16 protein-coding genes are annotated in these 20,602 nt (G+C 39.2%); 2 read left to right on the plus strand and 14 right to left on the minus strand.

The window, feature by feature from the left end; all coding sequences use genetic code 11:
- Positions 1-172: 172 nt before the first annotated feature.
- From ABFW99_RS10680 to ABFW99_RS10700, 5 genes are all read right to left on the minus strand, one after another.
- Positions 173-931 carry an HAD hydrolase family protein gene (locus tag ABFW99_RS10680; RefSeq protein ID WP_349353484.1) on the minus strand — a complete coding sequence of 253 codons (759 nt, stop codon included), beginning with the start codon at positions 929-931 and terminating at the stop codon, positions 173-175.
- Positions 932-963: 32 nt separating this feature from the next.
- Positions 964-1,467: a phosphoheptose isomerase gene (locus ABFW99_RS10685; protein WP_349353485.1), complete on the minus strand. Its 504-nt coding sequence runs from the start codon at positions 1,465-1,467 to the stop codon at positions 964-966.
- 9 nt (positions 1,468-1,476) lie between these two features.
- Positions 1,477-2,502, minus strand: coding sequence for a vWA domain-containing protein (locus ABFW99_RS10690; protein ID WP_349353486.1), 1,026 nt, complete (start codon positions 2,500-2,502; stop codon positions 1,477-1,479).
- A gap of 628 nt (positions 2,503-3,130) precedes the next feature.
- Positions 3,131-4,372 (minus strand): DegT/DnrJ/EryC1/StrS family aminotransferase, encoded by a 1,242-nt coding sequence (locus ABFW99_RS10695; RefSeq protein ID WP_349353487.1) that lies wholly within the window; start codon positions 4,370-4,372, stop codon positions 3,131-3,133.
- Between the two features lie 6 nt (positions 4,373-4,378).
- Positions 4,379-5,401, minus strand: a complete 1,023-nt coding sequence (locus tag ABFW99_RS10700; RefSeq protein ID WP_349353488.1) for a Gfo/Idh/MocA family protein — start codon at positions 5,399-5,401, stop codon at positions 4,379-4,381.
- Between the two features lie 635 nt (positions 5,402-6,036).
- Between ABFW99_RS10700 and ABFW99_RS10705 the strand changes: the two genes are divergently transcribed.
- Entirely contained in the window at positions 6,037-8,490 is a 2,454-nt protein-coding gene (locus ABFW99_RS10705) for an SLBB domain-containing protein (protein WP_349353489.1), read from the plus strand.
- Positions 8,491-9,023: 533 nt separating this feature from the next.
- Here ABFW99_RS10705 and ABFW99_RS10710 read toward each other — a convergent pair.
- Positions 9,024-10,199, minus strand: a complete 1,176-nt coding sequence (locus tag ABFW99_RS10710) for a nucleotide sugar dehydrogenase (protein WP_349353490.1) — start codon at positions 10,197-10,199, stop codon at positions 9,024-9,026.
- 233 nt (positions 10,200-10,432) lie between these two features.
- Between ABFW99_RS10710 and ABFW99_RS10715 the strand changes: the two genes are divergently transcribed.
- Positions 10,433-10,828, plus strand: coding sequence for a hypothetical protein (locus ABFW99_RS10715; protein ID WP_349353491.1), 396 nt, complete (start codon positions 10,433-10,435; stop codon positions 10,826-10,828).
- A gap of 757 nt (positions 10,829-11,585) precedes the next feature.
- On the opposite strand, the gene ABFW99_RS10720 is transcribed toward ABFW99_RS10715, so the two are convergent.
- The 8 genes from ABFW99_RS10720 to ABFW99_RS10755 all read right to left on the minus strand — a co-directional run bounded on the left by ABFW99_RS10720 (position 11,586) and on the right by ABFW99_RS10755 (position 20,421).
- Positions 11,586-12,917, minus strand: coding sequence for a nucleotide sugar dehydrogenase (locus ABFW99_RS10720; protein ID WP_440707496.1), 1,332 nt, complete (start codon positions 12,915-12,917; stop codon positions 11,586-11,588).
- Positions 12,918-13,135: 218 nt separating this feature from the next.
- Positions 13,136-14,344, minus strand: a complete 1,209-nt coding sequence (locus tag ABFW99_RS10725) for an MraY family glycosyltransferase (protein ID WP_349353492.1) — start codon at positions 14,342-14,344, stop codon at positions 13,136-13,138.
- A gap of 87 nt (positions 14,345-14,431) precedes the next feature.
- A complete protein-coding gene (locus ABFW99_RS10730) occupies positions 14,432-15,256 on the minus strand; it encodes a glycosyltransferase (protein ID WP_349353493.1) in 825 nt (274 codons plus the stop codon).
- A gap of 17 nt (positions 15,257-15,273) precedes the next feature.
- Positions 15,274-16,308 (minus strand): hypothetical protein, encoded by a 1,035-nt coding sequence (locus tag ABFW99_RS10735; protein ID WP_349353494.1) that lies wholly within the window; start codon positions 16,306-16,308, stop codon positions 15,274-15,276.
- Complete coding sequence (locus ABFW99_RS10740; RefSeq protein ID WP_349353495.1) at positions 16,295-17,422, minus strand: EpsG family protein; 1,128 nt, start codon at positions 17,420-17,422, stop codon at positions 16,295-16,297. Before ABFW99_RS10740 ends, ABFW99_RS10735 begins: the two co-directional genes overlap by 14 nt.
- An 11-nt stretch (positions 17,423-17,433) precedes the next feature.
- Positions 17,434-18,699 carry an oligosaccharide flippase family protein gene (locus ABFW99_RS10745; RefSeq protein WP_349353496.1) on the minus strand — a complete coding sequence of 422 codons (1,266 nt, stop codon included), beginning with the start codon at positions 18,697-18,699 and terminating at the stop codon, positions 17,434-17,436.
- A gap of 9 nt (positions 18,700-18,708) precedes the next feature.
- Positions 18,709-19,866 (minus strand): glycosyltransferase, encoded by a 1,158-nt coding sequence (locus ABFW99_RS10750; RefSeq protein ID WP_440707497.1) that lies wholly within the window; start codon positions 19,864-19,866, stop codon positions 18,709-18,711.
- Between the two features lie 273 nt (positions 19,867-20,139).
- On the minus strand, positions 20,140-20,421 hold the full coding sequence (locus tag ABFW99_RS10755; RefSeq protein ID WP_440707498.1) for a hypothetical protein: 282 nt from the start codon (positions 20,419-20,421) through the stop codon (positions 20,140-20,142).
- Positions 20,422-20,602 lie beyond the last annotated feature (181 nt).

A 20,602-nucleotide genomic window follows, 5' to 3' on the forward strand; every position in this document is an offset into this window, starting at 1 on the left:
GATTCCCCTGATTTTGCTGACTTAATCCTTCAAATCCTCGAATCATGAAAATCATGGTTCAAACCTCCATCCTCGTCATTCCTGCGCAGGCAGGAATCCGGATATAATTGCAGCATATTAGTTACTGTCATTACCTCAAGGCTATGGGCAGCCCTAAAACGACTTAATACGCTTATGAAGCAGAAACCAAGCTCTTATTGTAAGCGATGAGCTCTTCAAAAGCTTCCAGAACGCCTTCGGTTGTTTCCTTTGTAACCTGATCGACAGCATCTTTTACAAACGACTTGGCATTAACGGGAGCAAAGGATTTTCCTACAATTTCCAGTCCCGGCATGTCTCCGCTGCTATCCCCGATGTATGCGACTTCATTCAGATCAATTTCAAGAAGTTCACAGAGTAAGCGGATTCCTACACCTTTGTTCGCTTTTTTCAGAATGATGTTCACCGATATATCCGTAGCATGGACTTCGAACATGGGATATCGCTCAGGTACATAATTCAACACTTCCTGATGCATGAGGGCAACCTTTGACGGATCGGGGTTTACCAAACCAACGTCAGTATATTTGGCGAACTCCGGATACGTGCCTTTGTAATTCTTGACCAGTGTACCGTTGATCCAGTCCTGGATTTCTGCAACAGCTGCTTTGGCTTCATCATCAAAATGAGGATTCCAGGTAATCTCGTTGGTATTGAAATCATACATTCCCCCTCCGCTTTCAAAAACCATGGGAATGTTCACATCCAGCCACTGGGCTACGCATTCTACATAAGGGAAAGGACGACCGGAACAGATGGTCAGGGCCGGTATTTCCTCCTCTTCCCTGCTTCGTTGGTTGAGTTCCTTAATCTTCGATACTGCATCCCAATTTGGACTTACAAAAGGATGAGAAATACAGCCGTCTAAATCAGTGATGAAAAGCTTAATCATATATTTTTGAATGAATAGTTTTAGAAAATTACTTAGCGGCCAAAATCGTCTTCCAGCCGTACAATATCGTCTTCATCTGAAGGGTTTTCGGCATCCACATGCTGCCAGATTTCTGCAATAATCCCCCAATTTTGAAGTCCGACCAACCGATGACGCTCTCCTTTTTTCAGGATGATAAGATCCCCTGTTTGATATTCAAGAACCTCTCCCTGTTCATCAGACATGCTGCGAACCACACCCACAGGTCCTTCCACTACGTGCCACATTTCAGTCCTGCGGTGATGATACTGCCAGGAAAGTCTTTTCTGCGGTTCAACCACTAAAACTTTAGAACTCAATTTTCCGGAAATGTTAATTTCCGCCATTTCAACGTCATCATGGAAATAAGTGTCAATGAATTTTTGGGCCTGTTCTTCTTCAATAACAAAAAAACCACCCCATGGACGGTTAGAGTCAATAGCTTCAATTTCGAACCCTCTACTCTCCAGTTTACCTTTAATATCGTTGAAGAGTTTTTCTTTCTCTGTCAGGCTCATTTTTGAATTTTATTTATCATTTGAAGTGGAATAAGAGGGAATCAGCACATAAATAGATAAAAATAACAGTGCCAAAGCTCCCATCCACTGGTATTGGTTTTTATAATCGGCGTACTCCTGACTGGCAAATTCTCCTTTCTCCAATTCATCCATTCGGGCCAGGAAAGAGTCGATGCCATCGTTTCCACGCTCTATTGAGTAATACTCTCCGTTTCCGGCGTTGGCGATACTTCTGAGTATTTGAGGCTGAAGTTCGGTCGTCACCACTTTCCCCTCATTATCCCTTTTGTACCCTATCAACTCATCAGTTCCTTCTTCATAAAGTGGAATGGTTGTTCCATCCGTAGTTCCTACACCAAGAGTATAAACCGAAATATCTTCCTGAACCAGGGCATTCAAGGCCTCTTCGTACGACTGCCCATGATCTTCCCCATCTGAAATAATTAGCAGCACCTTAGCTGCTTCGGTAGCATTTTCTTCTAAGGCATTAAAAGCCTGAAGCGCTGTTTCCATAGCTGATTTAAAGTCGGTAGCTGAACTGGGCATTTGTTCAGTATCTGCTATATCCAGAAAAAGTTTCAGTGCAGAATAATCGAGTGTCATCGGACTTTGGAGATAAGCTTCGCCTGTAAAAACAATCAGCCCGACACGATCACCGCGAAGTCTTTCAATCAGCCGGTTGATCTCAAATTTAGCTTTCTCCAGTCGGCTGGGGCGGACGTCCTCCGCATTCATACTGGCCGAAAGATCCAGAGCCACCAGCATATCTATTCCCTGCCGTTTTACTTCCCTCACCTCAGTTCCGATTTTAGGTCCGGCCAGTGCTGCAATTAAGAAGAATAACCCGGCCAGCATAGAAATATTTTTAAGCCGACTGCCCAGAGGCCAAAATCCTTGTCGAAGAGTAGATAATAATTCGTTGCTGAAATACTGCTTTTTCCAGATACGCACCCTTCGGGATTGCCACCACATTAGTGCAATGAGGGCAGGAATCAATACAAGCAGCCACAAAAATAAAGGTTGTTCCCAGATCATAGATTCAAACTTTTAGACAGCTAAGATAGAGATTTCAAAGCGTTTGTTGCAGTAATAAAATTATAAAATGTGAGGGAACCCAGAGTACTTTCGTTTGAACCATATTTTGTAGGGTTAGCCGGATTTACTTGATTAAACAGTAAAAATCCTAGCTATCCTTAAATCAGGCAAATCAAGGTTCAAAACACCGGCAGCTTAACCGTGCTCACCACTTTACGCAGCCATAAACTTTGCACGGTCATTCCGCAGCGAAAGCCGGAATCTGGTACTTTGGGCATGGCCAAAACGATGAAAACGATCCCGAATTAGATCAGGAAGATTCTTCGCTACGCGCAGAATGACAAATGTGAGCGGGGCGACTTCTTATGCCGTCTTTGACGGCATCGGCATGTATCTGCCAAAATTGACAAATAGGTAAAATTACCGCACCATTTTTGAACCAGGATTTGTAGGATTAGCAAGATTGTCTTGATTATCCCCATTCATCCTGCCCATCCTTAAATCAAGAAAATCTAGGTTCAAAATAAGAATGCACATTTACTCTCCTCAGCATTACCCAGCAAAACCCTAAAAAGGAGTCCTTTCCCCTTACCAAGGGGAAAGACAGAATGGGGTCTGCTTGCTAAGGCTAGCTATTCCCTTTAACCGCCTTGCTAACAACCTCAACCACCCTCTCGATCTCTTCATCCCTCAGCTCCGGGAAAATAGGTATTGAAATAGCCTGTTTGGTAGCACAATGCGAAGCCGGGCAATCTTGCGGCTGATACCCCAGATAGGCAAAGCATTCCTGTTCATGAAGGGAAACCGGATAATATACTGAATGACCAATATTGTGTTCCGACAAGGCCTTTGCTATTTGATCACGTTTTTTTGAGCGAATGGTATATTGATGATAAATATGCCGGCCATTATTGTCACCGGAACCGGTTGTTTCTTTCGGGGTGATAATCTTATTCGGGTTGAGTGAACACCCGCTGCCTCCCATTTCCACACAACTTTCCGAGCATCCTTCCAATTCACCGGAAACACCTTCATCTTCAAAAAGCCGGTTATATCGGTGAGCAATTGCTCTTCTTCGTTCCGACCATGCATCCAAATATTTCAACTTTACTGAAAGTACGGCTGCCTGAATGGTATCCAGCCGACTGTTAATACCTACCAGACTATGGTGATACTTTGGCTTAGCTCCATGAAGGCGGAGGATATCCAGCTTTTCGGCAAGCTTCTGATCCTTAACGGTAACTAATCCCGCATCCCCAAAAGCCCCCAGATTTTTGCTTGGGAAGAAACTAAAGCACCCAAAATCACCCATACTTCCAGCTCGTTGGCCCTTATATTCAGAACCGATGGCTTGGGCTGCATCTTCTATTACCGTTAGATCATATTCTTTGGCAACCTCTATGATCGGGTCCATATCCGCCATTTGTCCGTAGAGATGAACCGGTATAATAGCTTTAATCTTTTCCCGGTCAGGATTCAGTTTTTTATACACCGGATGCTCTCCTTCCATAAAGCTGCGCACCTGTTCCGGATCCAGGTTATAGGAATCCGTTTCGATATCCAGGAAAACAGGGATACCGCCAATCCTTGAAATGGCTCCTGCTGTAGCGAAAAAAGTAAAAGGGGATGTTAAAACATAATCCCCGGGTTGAAGGTCGATGGCCATCAGAGCCAGCAATAATGCATCCGAACCGGAAGCACAGCCAAAGGCATAATTTACCTGACAGTATGCCCCGACTTCATCCTCAAATTCTTTTACCTCATCTCCCATAATGAAGTATTGACTTTCCATCACCTCATCGATGGCCTTTTTAATCTCGCCTTTTATGGAATCGTATTGACGGTTTAAATCAAGTAAAGGTATAGACATGATACGTTATCCCTGAGCCGCTTTATAAATTTGTTCGATGATGCTAACTACTTTCATTCCTTCAAATGCATTGGCGGTGGCTTCGCTTTTTCCGTTTAGCGTTTCCACCACGTTTTCAATCACATAATGATGATTGGCTGCACTTCCTTTAAAAGGGCCATAATCATTGGGAGGATTGGTTTTGGCCAGCTCCGGCATTTCATAATCTTCGATGTGGCAATATTCCACTTCGTTCATATACTGCCCTCCAACCTTAAAACTGCCTTTGGTGCCCACTACCGTGATACTGCTCTCCATGTTTTTATCCCAACAGGATGTAGAGTAGTTGATACTTCCCATCCCTCCCTTCACAAACTCAAACTGGGCAAAACCGGAATCATCAAAGTCTTTCAAATTAGGGTGCGTGAAGTTTTTAATAATCGCTTTTGGCTGTTTAATATCCCCAAATACCCAGTACATTAAGTCCACGAAGTGACTGAATTGAGTGAATAAGGCACCGCCGTCCAGGTCTTTAGTTCCCCGCCAGCTGTTATCTCCGTAATACCTTTCATCCCTGTTCCAATAGCAATTCACCTGAACCATCAGCACATTCCCAATCCGTTTTTCATCAATAACCTTCTTCATCCAAGCGGAAGGCGGGCTATACCGGTTCTGCTTCACAACAAACACCCTTTTTCCGGATGCCTCCTGTGCTCCGATCACATCGAGGCAGCCTTCTTTAGATAAACCCATGGGTTTTTCAATTACCACGTGGTAGCCGGCATTCAGCAACTTAACGGCATATTCGGTATGATAACCATTGGGGGTGCAAATACAGACTACATCACTCTTGTGATTATCTTCTTGCAGGAATAAAGACAGCGAATCATATTTTTCACATTCAATTCCAAGCTCAGAAGATGACTTCATTTCCACGGCATCGGTATCGGTTACCGAAACTAACCGACTGTGTTCATACTCATGAATAATTTTGGCATGTCGTTTGCCGATTCTCCCGAACCCAATTACTGAAAAGCTTATTTCTTTCATAAAATGATTTTGGAATTAATGCATTCGAAGGTAACGAAATTGTTGAATTCAAACCATCTGACAAAAACAAACATCTGAACCCGTCATTCCGCAGCGAAAGCCGGAATCTGGTTGTTTGCAAAAGGCGACAACGATGAAAACCATCCCCAAATAATTCAGGAAGATTCTTCGCTACGCTCAGAATGACATATGCCTGTGGAGCAACTACGTATGCCGTCTTCGACGGCCTGCCTTGGCTCTATACCTGTAGTTCCTCAGATATATTATTACCGTTTCATTTTCGAACCAGGATTTGGAGGATGAGCAAGATTACCTTGATGTGCCGGTAGCCATCCGGCTCATCCTTAAATCCTGAAAATCAGGGTTCAAAACTCGAATTTCTTTCCTCTAAACTCAGCTAAACCCGGCAAAATCTTACTAAGGCGTCCTTTCCCTTTCCAAGGTAAAGACAGAAAGGGGTTTGCCAACAAAAGCCCATACTTTTTCTGTTATTCCCAACAATATTCCTCCCTGACTTAGTACCTCCGCTTTATTTTATAGTCATTGATTTTGTTCTTTTTAATGTTACTCTTCTATTCAAAAAACCGTATTATTAAGGCTCTTAAACATTCCCCATATAAAGGACATTATATTACATGTTAAAGCGGTTAACTACACTCCTGTTTGTAGCTTTAATAACTATATCAGCACAGGCACAAAATTTCGGCATTGATTTTGAAAATATAAGAGTAGACGACTTAAGCAATCAGCAGGTCATGCAGCTCTATGAACGTATGCAGGAACGAGGACTCACCATTTCAGAAGTTGAGTCATTGGCACTTGCACGGGGAATGAACCCATCTGAAGTGAGCAAGCTTAGGTCAAGAATCAATAGTGTTCGTTCTTCCATGAGCGGGTTAAATCAGGAATCTGAAGCCTCCAATCAAGGGCGACTAAGATCCGGGAACACATCCAAAAACTTAACAACCCGTTCCCAGGGGTTAAGACCTGACACCCTCGATGTACTTTTAGATTCAACCGAAAGAGATACTTCTGACATATTTGGATCGGACATCTTTACCAGCAAAAGCATCACTTTTGAACCTTCATTGAATATCCCTACCCCAAAAAATTATACATTGGGACCCGGCGATGAACTTTTTATTGATATATGGGGAGCATCAGAAACCACCTATCAGCTGGTAATAAGCCCTGAAGGGTCCATTCAGATTAGCAATGTAGGCCCTATTGTTGTAAGCGGACTTACCGTTGAAGAAGCCAAAGAACGGTTAGTAAGCAAGTTGTCCAACATCTATTCGGGTTTAAAAGGACCTGATAAAACTACCTATATGCAGGTAACGCTTGGGGATATCCGAAGCATTAAAGTTAGTATAGTCGGTGAAGTTAAAGCTCCGGGCACCTACACCCTCAGTTCCCTCTCGTCGGTATTTAATGCCCTCTATGCAGCCGGCGGACCTAATAAAGGTGGAAGTTATCGCTCCATTAAAGTCTTACGCGACGGTAATGTTAAGCAAACGGTTGATTTATATAAGTTCCTGGTATCCGGAGATCTATCTGACAACATCATTCTCAAAGACCAAGACATCATAAAGGTGGAACCTTATGTAAACCGAATTACGGTAAAAGGGGAAACAAAGAACGTAGGGCTTTTTGAAACTCTGGACGGAGAAACATTTAGCGATCTGCTGGAATATGCCGGTGGATTCAATCAGTTTGCCTACAAGAAAAGAGTGAAACTTGAGCGTAAAACCGACACAGAAAAAAGGATTGTTGACATCGCCTATCCTGAAAATGGGAATACCGTACTTCATTCCGGAGATATTGTGACTGTTGGACGAATCCTGGACCGATACGAAAATAAGGTAACCATCAAAGGACCTGTATTCCGCCCCGGAGAATATCAATTGGAAGAAAACCCGACCCTTACAGAACTTATTGAAAATGCAGAAGGACTCATGGGCGATGCCTTTATGGAACGTGCTGTCATTTACCGTACCCAGAAAGATTACAGTATTGAGGCGATACCGGTGAACCTCAATCACCTGATGAGCGATACTGCATCTGCAGAAATCAAACTTGTAAAAGATGATGTGGTACAGATTTCATCCATATTTGATTTAAGAGAACTCAGAACCGTTAAAATTAGTGGTTCTGTACTTAACCCGGATACGTACAAGTATGTTGAGAATAGCTCCCTTAAGGATCTGATTTACCAGGCAAACGGGTTTAAAGAAGAAGCAGCTCCCTATAATATTGAGATTGCCCGTCGTATTCCTGATTCTGGTTCCGGGAAAATGAATAACCAGATTGCTGAGATCATCACCGTAAATATTGAAAACGGACTTGCTTACAATGACAAGCTGGAGGAGATAAAACTCGAACCTTTCGATCAGGTGTTTGTTCGAAAGTCACCTTCTTATGAAGTGCAGCAAACTGTACAAATAACAGGTGAAGTCATGTACCCGGGTGATTACACCATCAGCAGCCGGAATTTTCGTCTTACTGACTTGATTGAAAAAAGCGGCGGGCCCACTGATTTTGCCTATGTGGAAGGAGCTTCCCTGACCCGAAACTATGGTAATGAAATGGAAGACTTGTCAGTCAACCTGGAAGATTCGGTTACAAAACAAGAGAATATTGAGTCCTTATCTCAGGTGGGCATACAGCTTCAGGAAGCCATTAATAATCCGAATTCTGAGTATGACCTTTTATTACAACCGGGCGATGTGATTGAAATACCTAAGCGTCTTCAAACGGTGCAAATCCGGGGTGAAGTATTATACCCGATTAATGCCCGTTATGAAGATCGACGCTCATTCCGAAGTTATATCAGCGCAGCCGGTGGATTCACCGAACAGGCCAATACGAAGAAAGCCTATATTGTTTATGCCAATGGCGAAGTAGACCGTACCAAGAAATTCTTATTCTTTAAATCGTACCCGAAAGTGAAACCGGGATCAGTACTTATCATCCCCCCTAAAGAGCAACGCGAACGTATGTCTACTCAGGAGAGAATAGCCATACTGTCCACTATTGTCTCTATGGCCGCGATTGTAACGAATACCATTTTCCAGATACGGCGGAATTAAAACTGCTTTACGTTTATTAAGCGAAGGGCTGAACCCCTTCGCTTGTTTACTGGAAGGCTATGATTCATTATTCAGCACTTTCTCCCGTCATCCCGGACGAAGTGTAACGGAGATCCGGGATCTGGTTTTCTCATGTACACCCCAACTCGATTCCCCCGACCTCTCTAAATCTCTCCTTCGCAAGGAGAGACTTTACCTGTTTGGCCGACTAAACATCTGGTGCCTATAATCCAACCGTCATCGCATGCTTGCCATTGCGGCAGAACACGAAGACATACAATGGGCTGTCATCCCGCGGCAAATGCCCGGGATCTGGTTGTTTTACCGAGGAAAGGGGACATTAATTACCACCCAATCCAGATAATAGAGATTCTTCACTCCGCATACGCTCCGTTCAGAATGACAGGCACTTCATTACCCGTTCTAATGCTGCTTTCAGCAGCAATGCCTTTCAGGCATGTTTGTAAACCTTACCCAGATAAAAACTTCAACATTGAATGTTCGTTATTCAATGTTCAATGTTCAATGCTCCCTCAGTCTGTGCCAAACAAATCACGGGTATACACCTTTTCCTTCACATCCCGAATCTCATCCACCATGCGGTTGGCTACAATTACCTCGGAAATTCTCTTGAACTCATCCAGGTCTCTGATCACACGGGAGTGATAAAACTCATCTTCTTCCAGGTAGGGCTCATAAACAACCACTTCAATACCCTTAGCTTTGATTCGTTTCATAATCCCTTGAACGGCACTTTGGCGGAAGTTGTCTGAACCCTGCTTCATGACCAACCTATAAACCCCCACAATTTTGGGATCATTCTTCCAGATTTGACGGGCGACAAAGTCCTTGCGTGTAGAATTAGCATCCACAATAGCCCGGATCAGATTGTTCGGTACATCCTCAAAATTAGCCAGCAATTGCTTGGTGTCTTTGGGCAGACAATATCCTCCATAACCGAAGGAAGGATTATTATAGTGGTCTCCGATTCTTGGATCCAGTCCAACCCCCTCAATTACTTGAGCTGTACTGAGATCGTGGGTTTCACAATAGGAGTCCAGCTCATTGAAATAAGCCACCCGCATGGCCAGGTAGGTATTTGAGAATAGTTTAATAGCCTCTGCTTCCGTATTATCGGTGAAAAGAACCGGAATCTCATCCTTATCTTTAGCGGCCCCTTCAATCAGCAAGTCTGCAAAAACCTTAGCGCGGTCTGATTGTTCTCCAACCACCACTCTTGATGGGTATAAATTATCGTGCAGGGCTTTACCCTCCCTTAAAAATTCAGGAGAAAACAGAATGTTATCTGTACCGAATTTCTCCTTGACCTCCTTTACATAGCCTACCGGAATAGTCGATTTAATAACCATCACCGCATCAGGATTTATCTGCAATACATCCTTAATTACCGCTTCTACCGATTTGGTATTGAACTCATTAGTTTGTGGATCATAATCTGTGGGAGTGGCTATGATGATGTATTTTGCTTCCTCGTAGGCTTCTGTGGGATTCACGGTAGCCGTTAAGGATAAATTCTCTCTCTTTGCCAGAAATTCCTCTATTTCAGCATCCGTAATTGGTGACTTTCGGTTATTAATGAGGTCAACTTTCTCCTTTACAATATCCAGCGCAACCACATCATGATTCTGAGATAATAAAACAGCAAGGGAAAGCCCCACATACCCTGTTCCGGCAACGGCAATCTTCATATTTAATATTTCTTAGGATTCATAATAAAGCCACAAATATAAAATTTTTATGACTTTCAAACTTGTACTAAAGTTGGTATTGTCAGAAACTTTTAGAATACACACATTTAATATCCATGAGGGTAAAAAAATATCTTATTAAGGTTGTGCTCATCATAACCTATATAATTTTTCATCTATACCTTCTTCGTCCTGTTCGGACTGCCTTATTCCAATATCAGGTTAATAAGGGTTTGATTGAATCTGTGCAGTCAAGTCAGGATCTTTCTCTCCAAAAGCTGGATACCCGCCTGGCCGTATTCAAGTATTCAAAAGGAAATACGGTAAAACTTTTTTCCTACAAAATCCCCTTTGGTTATTTCTTTTTTCTGGGGATCATCGGACTTATTCTGATTGGAGCAGAGAATAAATTCTTTGTTGTATTGATAACAGCCCATGGCTTTGTCTTATTTATCTCCACACTGATTTTTTGGATGAACCCAGCCCAACATCCATGGATGTTTCATGTTCTTGATTTTCTTTCAACCTACTTGGCTCCTTTATCAGCATTGGGAGTTATTCCATTGGCGCTGTATCATAGGAGAAGAAATGAAGATTCTGTCACTCAGGGCCTTTCAGCGAAGGGCTGAACCCCTTCGCTTGTGTACCGGAAGCAGTCTAATCCTTACCAACTGTTCGTCATCCCGGACGCAGTGTAACGGAGATCCGGGATCTGGTTTTCTCATGGGACAATAGAGTACATCCCAACTCGATTTCCCCGACCTCTCTTCTCGATAATCGGGACTCTTTCGCAAGGAGAGACTTTTCTGCGCCAAGCTAGGTTAGGTATATGAATAAGTAACCGTTTTCTTTTACTTTCTAAATGAAGGTAGAAGCCTGTCTCATACAGCCCCGTCATCCCGTACGAAGCATAGCGGAGATACGGGATCTCCCTAAATGATTTCTGAACTTAATCAAGGAGATCGCGGGTCTTTGCCCGTGATGACATGTTGTGTTGGTTGTCAACCCGCGGCGAATGCCCGGGATCTTGTTGCTTGATATAAATATGGTCGTTGATTTACATCTCATTTCGATTCCATGAGATTCTTCACTCCGTCCCGACTACTCGGGACTTCGTTCAGAATAACATGGTTACTGTTAAACTTCCTTATGCTGCTCAGCAACAACGCCTTTCAGGTATAAAATATATCACATCGCAAATCGATCTATCGATCATTCGGTTAATCGCAACTCGATAAGGATGCTATTCATTTTCCGGGGTTATTTCCAGGAAATTGCTGCGTCGCATCAGTTTTTAGCAAAGACAACAATTGAAGAAAAAGAAATCAGAAGTATATATAAAGCTTAGAACCCCTAACACCTTGCCCCTAAAACCTAACACCTCTTCTACGCTTTAAAAATATGCTTTTCATCCTTAGGTGTAACACCCTTCATCGCATTTCGGGTATCGATAATACAATTGTTCCATTCTGCCAGTTCTGAGTAATCTATGGTGGAGTGATTGGTAGATATGATTACTGCATCAAATTTAGAAACGTCTTCTTCATTCCATTCAACGGATGTATGGCCGGTCCATTCTGCATGTTCCCGCGTAGGGAGTACTTCCGGAATAAACGGATCATAATAGGAAACTTCAGCACCAACTCTCTTTAACAGATCGAAAATTTTGAAGGTAGGAGACTCACGCATGTCATCCACGTCCGGCTTGTAGGCCAGACCGATTACCAACACCTTACTTCCATTCATCGCCTTTTTATGGGCATTCATAGCCAGCATGGCCTGATCGATCACATACTGCGGCATATTGGTATTCACCTCGCCGGCCAGCTCAATAAAACGAGTATGCTTCTCAAACTCCCGGGCTTTCCAGGTCAGGTAAAAAGGGTCGATGGGTATACAGTGCCCCCCCAATCCCGGACCCGGTGTGAACTTCATAAAGCCAAAAGGTTTCGTGTCTGCTGCATCCAATACTTCATGAACATCAATACCCATAGCTTCATACACCACCTTCAGTTCATTCACCAGGGCTATGTTTACAGATCGAAAAATGTTTTCAGTTAACTTTACTGCTTCCGCAGTCTTGCAATCAGTAACCGGAACCGTTTGAACAATAGCCGTGTCGTACATGGCTGTAGCTAACTTCAGCGCATCTTCTCCATGTCCACCCACCACTTTTGGAATTTTGGCGGTATTAAAGTTCGGATTGCCCGGATCTTCCCGCTCCGGACTATAAGCCACATAAAAATCTTCGCCCGCTTTGAGCCCTGAATTCTTTTCCAGGATAGGAATCATTAATTCCTCGGTAGTTCCCGGCCAGGTAGTAGATTCCAGAATTACCAATTGTCCTTTTCTCAGGTATTTAGATACTGTTTCTGTGGTTTGCTCCACATAACTCATATCCGGCTCCCGATGATGGTCCAGTGGGGTAGGAACACAGAGTAAAATGGCATCTGCCTCATCGAGACGTGAAAAATCTGTAGTAGCATTACAGCGTTCTGATTTGGACAATACCTTCATCATCTCCGATCCAAGGTGTTTGATGTAAGGAATTCCATTTTTCAGTTTATCAACCTTCTGCTGGTCTATGTCATACCCAATTACCGGGAGACCCGCCTGATGAAAGGTCCACATTAAAGGTAACCCTACATACCCCAAACCAATGATTCCAACTCTGTATTCTTTGTCTTCAATTTTTTGAAGCAAGTTGCTTAAGCTCATTAGAGTAATTTCGTTTGCCGAGTTTGATTTTCAGACAATTAATGTACAGAGATTTCAATTCTTTAAGAAGCTTGATTTATCGGGTTTATCTAAAGTAGTAAATGCGTTTCGGATTTGCAGAAGTAGTACTGTTTATAAATAATTCACTCCTTCAAACTAAAAAAGCCACAAAATTGTGGCTTTCTCTATACTTCATTCTTTGATAAACTTATCACAGTTTATGTAGAAGAGTATTCCCGTTTTTCACGATTAATACTTTCATCGGAAGAATTCTTTCCTTCATTGGAGCTGGAAGATATCTCCTGCGTCTCCTTTCGCAATTCCTGAAGAGTTTTATGAGTATCAAGATGCGCCTCAATATCAAAACCAATGCCTTTTAACAATCTACGCTTGAAGCCATTAGTAGGAAGGAATAAAAACATGGACAGCAGTGTAGTTAAAAATACCAGATTAATATCCAGCTGCTTAACACTGATAGCAATTAATGTGATAAAAATACTGCAACCGTATAGCAGAATAGAGGTAACTTTATGTCCGAATCCTGCCGATAATATAGAATGGTGGACGTGATCTCTTCCGGGGTTAAATGGTGATTTACCTCTTCTGATTCGTTTATAGAATACCGTAAAGGTATCAAATAATGGAAGAGCTAAGATAGCTACCGGTAAAATTGGAGATGTAGCTCCAAACACTTCTGTATAGGCAGCATTCCCATTCAGTCCTACAAAATTAATAGCCAATACAGCCAGTAGAAATCCCACTACCAGCGACCCGGTATCACCCATAAAAATTTCAGCCGGGTTGAAATTGTATTTCAAATATGCTGCAAGTGAAACCAATAATACAAATGATATAGTTGCCAAGGCTAGTTCTCCGGCTACATAAAAGCCTAAGCCAAAAAAGAAGGATGCAATTATGCCGGTTCCGGCAGCCAGACCATCAATTCCATCAATGAGGTTATAGGAATTGACAACTACTATAAGGGTAAAAGTAGTTAATGCCACACTTACCCAATATGGTATTTCATGTACCCCAAAAACGCCATAAAAATTGTCTATGTACATTCCACACCCAAAGATGAGCAAACCGGCCACCACCAGCTCCATAACCAGCTTGGTTTTGGCAGATAAATCAACAATATCATCCTTAAGTCCTGTAAAAAAGAGTAGTATCATTGCCGCTGAAAAGTACGGATATCCCTCCATGTGCTCAGCAAACCCGCTAATAGAAAATCCTACAAAAAATGCCAGGAATATGGCCACCCCACCTAATGTAGGAACATAACGGTCGTGTAATTTGCGGTCATTATCCGGTTTGTCATAAAAATCGCTGTGGTAAGCAACTCTTCTTAAAATGGGGACAGAAAAATAAGCTATCCCAAAAGCAACGATTGCCCCCGTCAGGACCTGTATTAATTGTACATTCATATCGGCCAATTATTAAAAACCCTCTATATATGATTTCTCAAGGCATCAAATATAAGACATTTCTCATTAAAACATAATGAACAAAATTTAACTCGATTTGAAGACCAAGCTTCTTTGGCTGTATAAAAATTTATTTATAACCCTGGGCATATGTCTACTTGCTAATCTTAACAAAGGAAAAATTAACCTGTAAGAAAATCCATGAAGAGCCAGAGTGCCTTCCCAATAAATTTTGAATTCTGAAAAAGATTTATTTTTAGACCTTCTGTCAAAAAAAGAATGGTTCTTTCTGTACTTCAAAATGGATTGATCTAAATTTGCAACCTTGTATCCCCTTTTTATAATTTCAAACCACAGAGCAATATCTTCGTTGCCGACAACAATTTTATCAATCGACTTGCTAGTGGTCTCTGTATAAGCTACATCCTTGAATATTTCTCTCTTAATCATAACGGCTGGATGGGCAAATGGTGATCCCTTGGGAATTTCGTTTTTAATTTCTTCAGTGTCAGCTGGAAATTTCCTGCAATATTGATTCCCATCTTCATCAAATTCTTTTATGCTTCCACCCAAAACTGCAATGTCCGGGTTTTCCTTTAGAAATCTTTTTTGCAAAAAAAATCTATTCGGTAAAGAGATATCATCAGCATCCATCCTTGCAATAAATTCACAGTTACAATATTCTACTCCATTATTCAAAGTAGCACCTAAACCCAGGTTTTTCTCTTGATACACTATTTTGAAATTATTCCCGATAACTGTTCTGTATTTGTCTAATATTTTTTTTGTCCTTTTACTAACCGGTCCATCAACAACTAAAATAATTTCGTCTGGTTTCTCATACTGATCCTCCCAAACACTCTGAATTGCCCTATCTAAATGGTCTGGCGAATCATTTTTGTAAGTTGACATTAGAACAGATATTGTCATTATCCAAGTAGTTTTAATCTTAGCTTATCTCTTCCTTTAATTTCTGATACGCCCCAGTATTCATCAACAATCTTTTTCTGATCTTCCGTAATGTCAGAATTAAATTCATCAAATGCCTTTATTATAATAGCCATCTCTTTTCTAAGCTTCTCAACTTCATGATCAAAGCGGTATTCTTTAGATGGTTTGCCCTCTTTATCTGTGTATTCAATCTCTTGATTAAATATATAATGAGGTTTATTTAAATAAATACAATAGCCAGTATGTGTTCCAACAGTATTCGACATAGTATAGTCTGATAACTGAATGATTGACTTTAGTCGAGATAAAAAATTTAGATCGTATTGGTGTCCTGCTGTAACAATATTGTAGCCACGTTGCCGGTATTGTTCAATGAAATTATTATCCCGAATATCTTTATAATAAGCACAAACAAATACACTGTCGCAGCTGTATTCTGCTTTAATTCTATCAATTTCATCAAGTAAGTGATCTTGATCAATGTTTACATTGAATCCCTTGATAGAATGAGAAGGGAAAACAGTTAGTATCCTTCCAAACTTTTCTTTGATCTCAATGAACTGCTTATCGCTTAATAATGAATCTGCATAATGTATATATGGCCCGATCTTAACAATAGGTTTTTTTACACCGGCATTTCTAAGATGTTCTTCTCGATTTTTTGAAAAGGTAACAACCGCTTTTGTAGTTTTTAAATGAGTAGCAATTGGAACATGACTCCCGAGATATAAACCATGTTCTATTGCAAAATCAAATTTTTCAAGATTTGTATAATTCTTTAGCCAGTAGTAATGACCATAAAAGTTTGAATCTTTTACTGGTGCATCCGGATAAAAAGGCAGCTCTTTTGAAAGCACTTCATATTCAAAAATACTTTCCATTTTCCTTTTTTCTACCTCTTCCAGAAACTCTTTTTTATTTAACAATTTATAGTACGAGTTGTATATACTCAATAAAAACTCGTTGTCTTTTAATATTTTTGTCAACAATCTTTTCACTCTATCGAAATTCATTTACTTCGTTCTTATAAATTAACTCTTGTGGTGGATTCGATAAGTCTTCAAAAAATATGGTTCGATATGGTATAGCCCCATGCTTTTCAAGAGCAAACAAATTTTGTAAAGAAAAGAAAATAAAAGACAGCAATACTATTACGTAGAAAAGTTGTTTACTCAATTTTTTATTGGCATATAGCAGCAAAGGAAGAGCAATAATATGCACGTAGTAGAGATAATATGTAACTCTTTCAGCCGGCATAAACCCTACAACCATATTTCCTAATATTAGGCCAGTTAAATAAATCTTGGCATAAATATTTTTTTTTAGATTTGGTAATGCAATAATGAAAATAAGAGCTAAAGCATTTCTAAATAAAATGGAAAGACCACTTCCTCCAAGCTCGACTTCAAAAAATCTTTGCCTAGCAGCATACAGCTCTCCATAATATGGGATCAATTCAATCATGCTGAAGATAGTTTCATAAAAAATTCCTCGCTGAAAGCCAACGTAGGTTACCCCGATTAAAAATATCCACCAAACCTTATTTAGTTTTATTAATCTGATGAAATAAACAAATACTAATAATAGTGAACTATAATGGAATAATGATGCAATTATAATGCACATTAAATATTTATTCAGTTCTCCATCCCTAATATATTTTAATGAATATAAAAAAACCCCTAAAGCAATTCCCTGGCGCACTTGATCGTTTGCCATAATCAGTAACCCAAGTGTTATAGCAAAATACACTCCCCACTTCAGAGAACTTTGTTCTTTAAGAGCAATGTAGATAAGAATGAATGTGACTATTGAACTGATCAGTAATAAATAAAAATAGCCAATTTCACCAAATCTTGTCAAAGCTTTCGCTAAGTAGTAAAATCCGGGTTCCCAGTAAAATTCAGTCAGCCCAGGACTATAGTTAAGCAGATGTTTAAAGCTTCGATAATACCCATCATAATCATTCCCAACGAAAAACCTAAGTCCACAGAAAGCTATAATAAAAAATATAGACGTATGCTGTATTAGGTTACGACTTTCTCCTTTTGCTCGTTTACTTAAATCTATCAGATATAAGCTAATTATTAGTAAAACGCTATAATATGTAGCTGATAGGATATACAATTTCGAATTTATTAATCTGTTTGTTTAATTCTTTGATTACTAATTTTCACGGACACATAAATTCTATAAACAAACTCAGAAATATAAGAGACAACAGTTATTCCAATAAAAACAAGTACTGAATCCAACATATTATTATAGTAAGCCAATAAAGTAAGGGAGACGTAAACAAATGTAGTTACTAAAATACTGTAAAAAATATATTTGTTATGACCGAATGCTATAATAATATTTGATGAGATGTAACTGCTTACAGACAAAAACAACGGTGCTATTAAGAATACTCTTAGTGGTAAAAGATCTATCGATTCTCCAATGAATAACAAAACTAGCTTGGGTAGAATTATATTTGTAATTGCTATCAGCACTATCATAGCTAAGAAAGAATATTTCAGTACCTTCCAAAATAAATCGACATTTCGGTCTTTTGCCATTTTTGGAAATAGTACCATTGATAATGTAGTAACTGGTTTTACTAAAAGGTTTGTGAATTTCGAACCCAAATCATAGATAACCACCTCTGACATTCCAACAAATGACCCAACTAAAATATAGCTGAACTTATCCTTTATAGATGCAACAACTTTTGTGGAAAAAATTGGAAAGGCATCAACGGTGTAATATTTTAACCTATCATAAGATGGGATAAAAAAATTAAGTCCATCTTTAATAAAAATTATATACAGGGATATAACACCACCTAAAAAATACCCTATGGCCGTTAACAATGGTACTAAGTAATAGTCTGACTGACTTTTGATGAAAATAAATATTAAAGCAACAAATAATGTTTTGGTCCCAATATTTATAAAAGATATTCTCTTCATTTTTTCTATTCCCTGAAAATAGAACTGGGGGAACAGTAGTTCATTAAAGACTAACAAGAAAGAGAATATAAAAAGGTAGAAGTGTTCATTATAGGACGCAACAATATTAATTACCCCGATGTAAATCAGAAATGAAACCAAGCAAATTAACCCTCTGACAACGAGCACTGAGGAAACAATTTCTGATAGTTTGTCTTTATCTCCTCTATGAATTGAAACATCTTTTGCAGAAACCCTTTTAAAACCAAAATCAATGGCCAAAGATGCGTAACTAGCCACAACCTGGGCAGTAATTACCAAACCATACAATTCTTTTCCTAATACCCTAACGAGATATGGATAGGTTAAAAGTGGAATTAGTACTACAAATATCTGTAGTAAGGATATATAGCCAAAATTTTCTACTATTACCTGGTTGTTATTTAATAAATTTTTAACTCTCTGTAGCAATCTATGAGTCTATTTAAAAGTAGAAAGTATATTTTTATAGTAAGCAGTTCTGCTATTATTATTTTTATACTCGTTTAGAGCATTCTGCTTTAGATTATTTAATTTATTATTGTCTTTCAAAGCGGCTTTAATCTTATTTGCTAAATCCTCAACAACAAAGGGTGTTGCAAGAATAGCACAATCATTATCTAATAGATCATTTGTTCCTGAAATGGAAAATGTTGCAATGGGTTTTTCCATCAACATAGCTTCCCTTAATATTCTGGATACTCCTTCTGAATAAGATGTTTGTAATATAATATCAGAGTGAGCCATATAATCTAAATAGTTATCCTTGTGTCCATGAACAAATAGAAATTTTGCAACTCCTAAATCTTCTGATACTTTATTAATTTGAGTTAAATAATTTTCGTCAATTATACCACCTACCAAATGAAGTTCGCATTTTATATCCGATTTAATCAATTCATGGAGTAGTCTTACTGACAATACTTGGCCTTTCCTTTTTTGCAAGGAGCCTACATTTACCAAATTAATTTTATCTTTATTTTTTAGGTATGGAGGACTACTGAATTGAGATCTCAATACAGATTCTTCTTCACATGAGGGTTCTATTACAATTTGTTTTCCTTCTAATTCATTAAATTCGCTAATACACTCCAAGGATTGAGTTTTAGATTGAAATAAAATCCTATCATAACTTTTAAATGATTCTAAATAGCTTTTTTTTGACTCTTCCTCATTATTAGAAAAGCTCTTTTTATAAGATTCAACTGATCCAGCATGGTTTTTGACAAAAATTGTATTTACATCATTTCTAAAATTAGAAACAAGTCTTTCATTTAACACGGATATATCAATTACATAATCATATTTATTGAAATCATCTTCTGAAATTTTCCCAAAATTGAATATTGAATAAACACTTCTAATTCTTGACTTGAATGGATTTTTAACTAACCTATTGTCTAAAAATTTGATTTTACTTAAAGCTAATTTCAAAAAATTACTATTATAAAACCTATATATAGATGGAGGATATTTTGCTACTCCGACATTTACTTTATATCCAAGGATGTTAAATGCTTCGATTAAATCTAATGCAGATGAAATCCCACCGCTTCTTCTTGAAATTGACGCGATTATAACTAAAACAGATTTCCTCATGGTCAGCTGATTTCAAGTATTTCCCATAACTTTTGAAATGATTGTCAATCGACATTTGGCACTTTTCAAGTCGGGGCAGGTCATTTGATACTTCAAATTTGAAGAGTTATCCATTATTTTTTTGGGTAACTGGTTATCAATTTCGAATAGATCATAGACCAATAATTTGTTTAATTCTCCAAAAGAAGGCATTATTCCTTTCTGTACAAAACCATCAAGAAAATAAACCCATTGAGTACTCTTTTAATGCTTTCCCCCTACCATCTTCAGAAATCAAGATGTCTGGTTTTGATATGCTTGACATAAAATATGTGCATGAACTCTATATCCTATATGAAGATTAGCTTGATTGTATTCTTCCATTAAGTCATCTGCTGATCCAGATATATCTTTATAAGTAATATTATTCTCACTTAGCCAATTGGCAAATTCTAAGTTTTTATTATAAAGTTTGACCCTTGGGTTCGGTGTTTTTAAATAATCAGGATCTATAGAATGGTGAAACATCACCTGAATACAATCTTCTCCAAATTGATTACATAAACTAATAATCAACTCCTTGACCAAGTTTCCATTTTTTTACTTTTTGCAAACGACACTGTTAACCAAAAATTAATTCGACCTATATCATTGAAGCGACGAAAACGCGAAAGCGTTTCACGATAAATGCGAAAACCTAGATGTTCAAAGCTCTACGTGGTTAATTGGGCGCATGGCACAACCGAACGAGGTACAC

Source organism: Gracilimonas sp. BCB1 (assembly GCF_040117685.2).
GTDB lineage: Bacteria > Bacteroidota > Rhodothermia > Balneolales > Balneolaceae > Gracilimonas.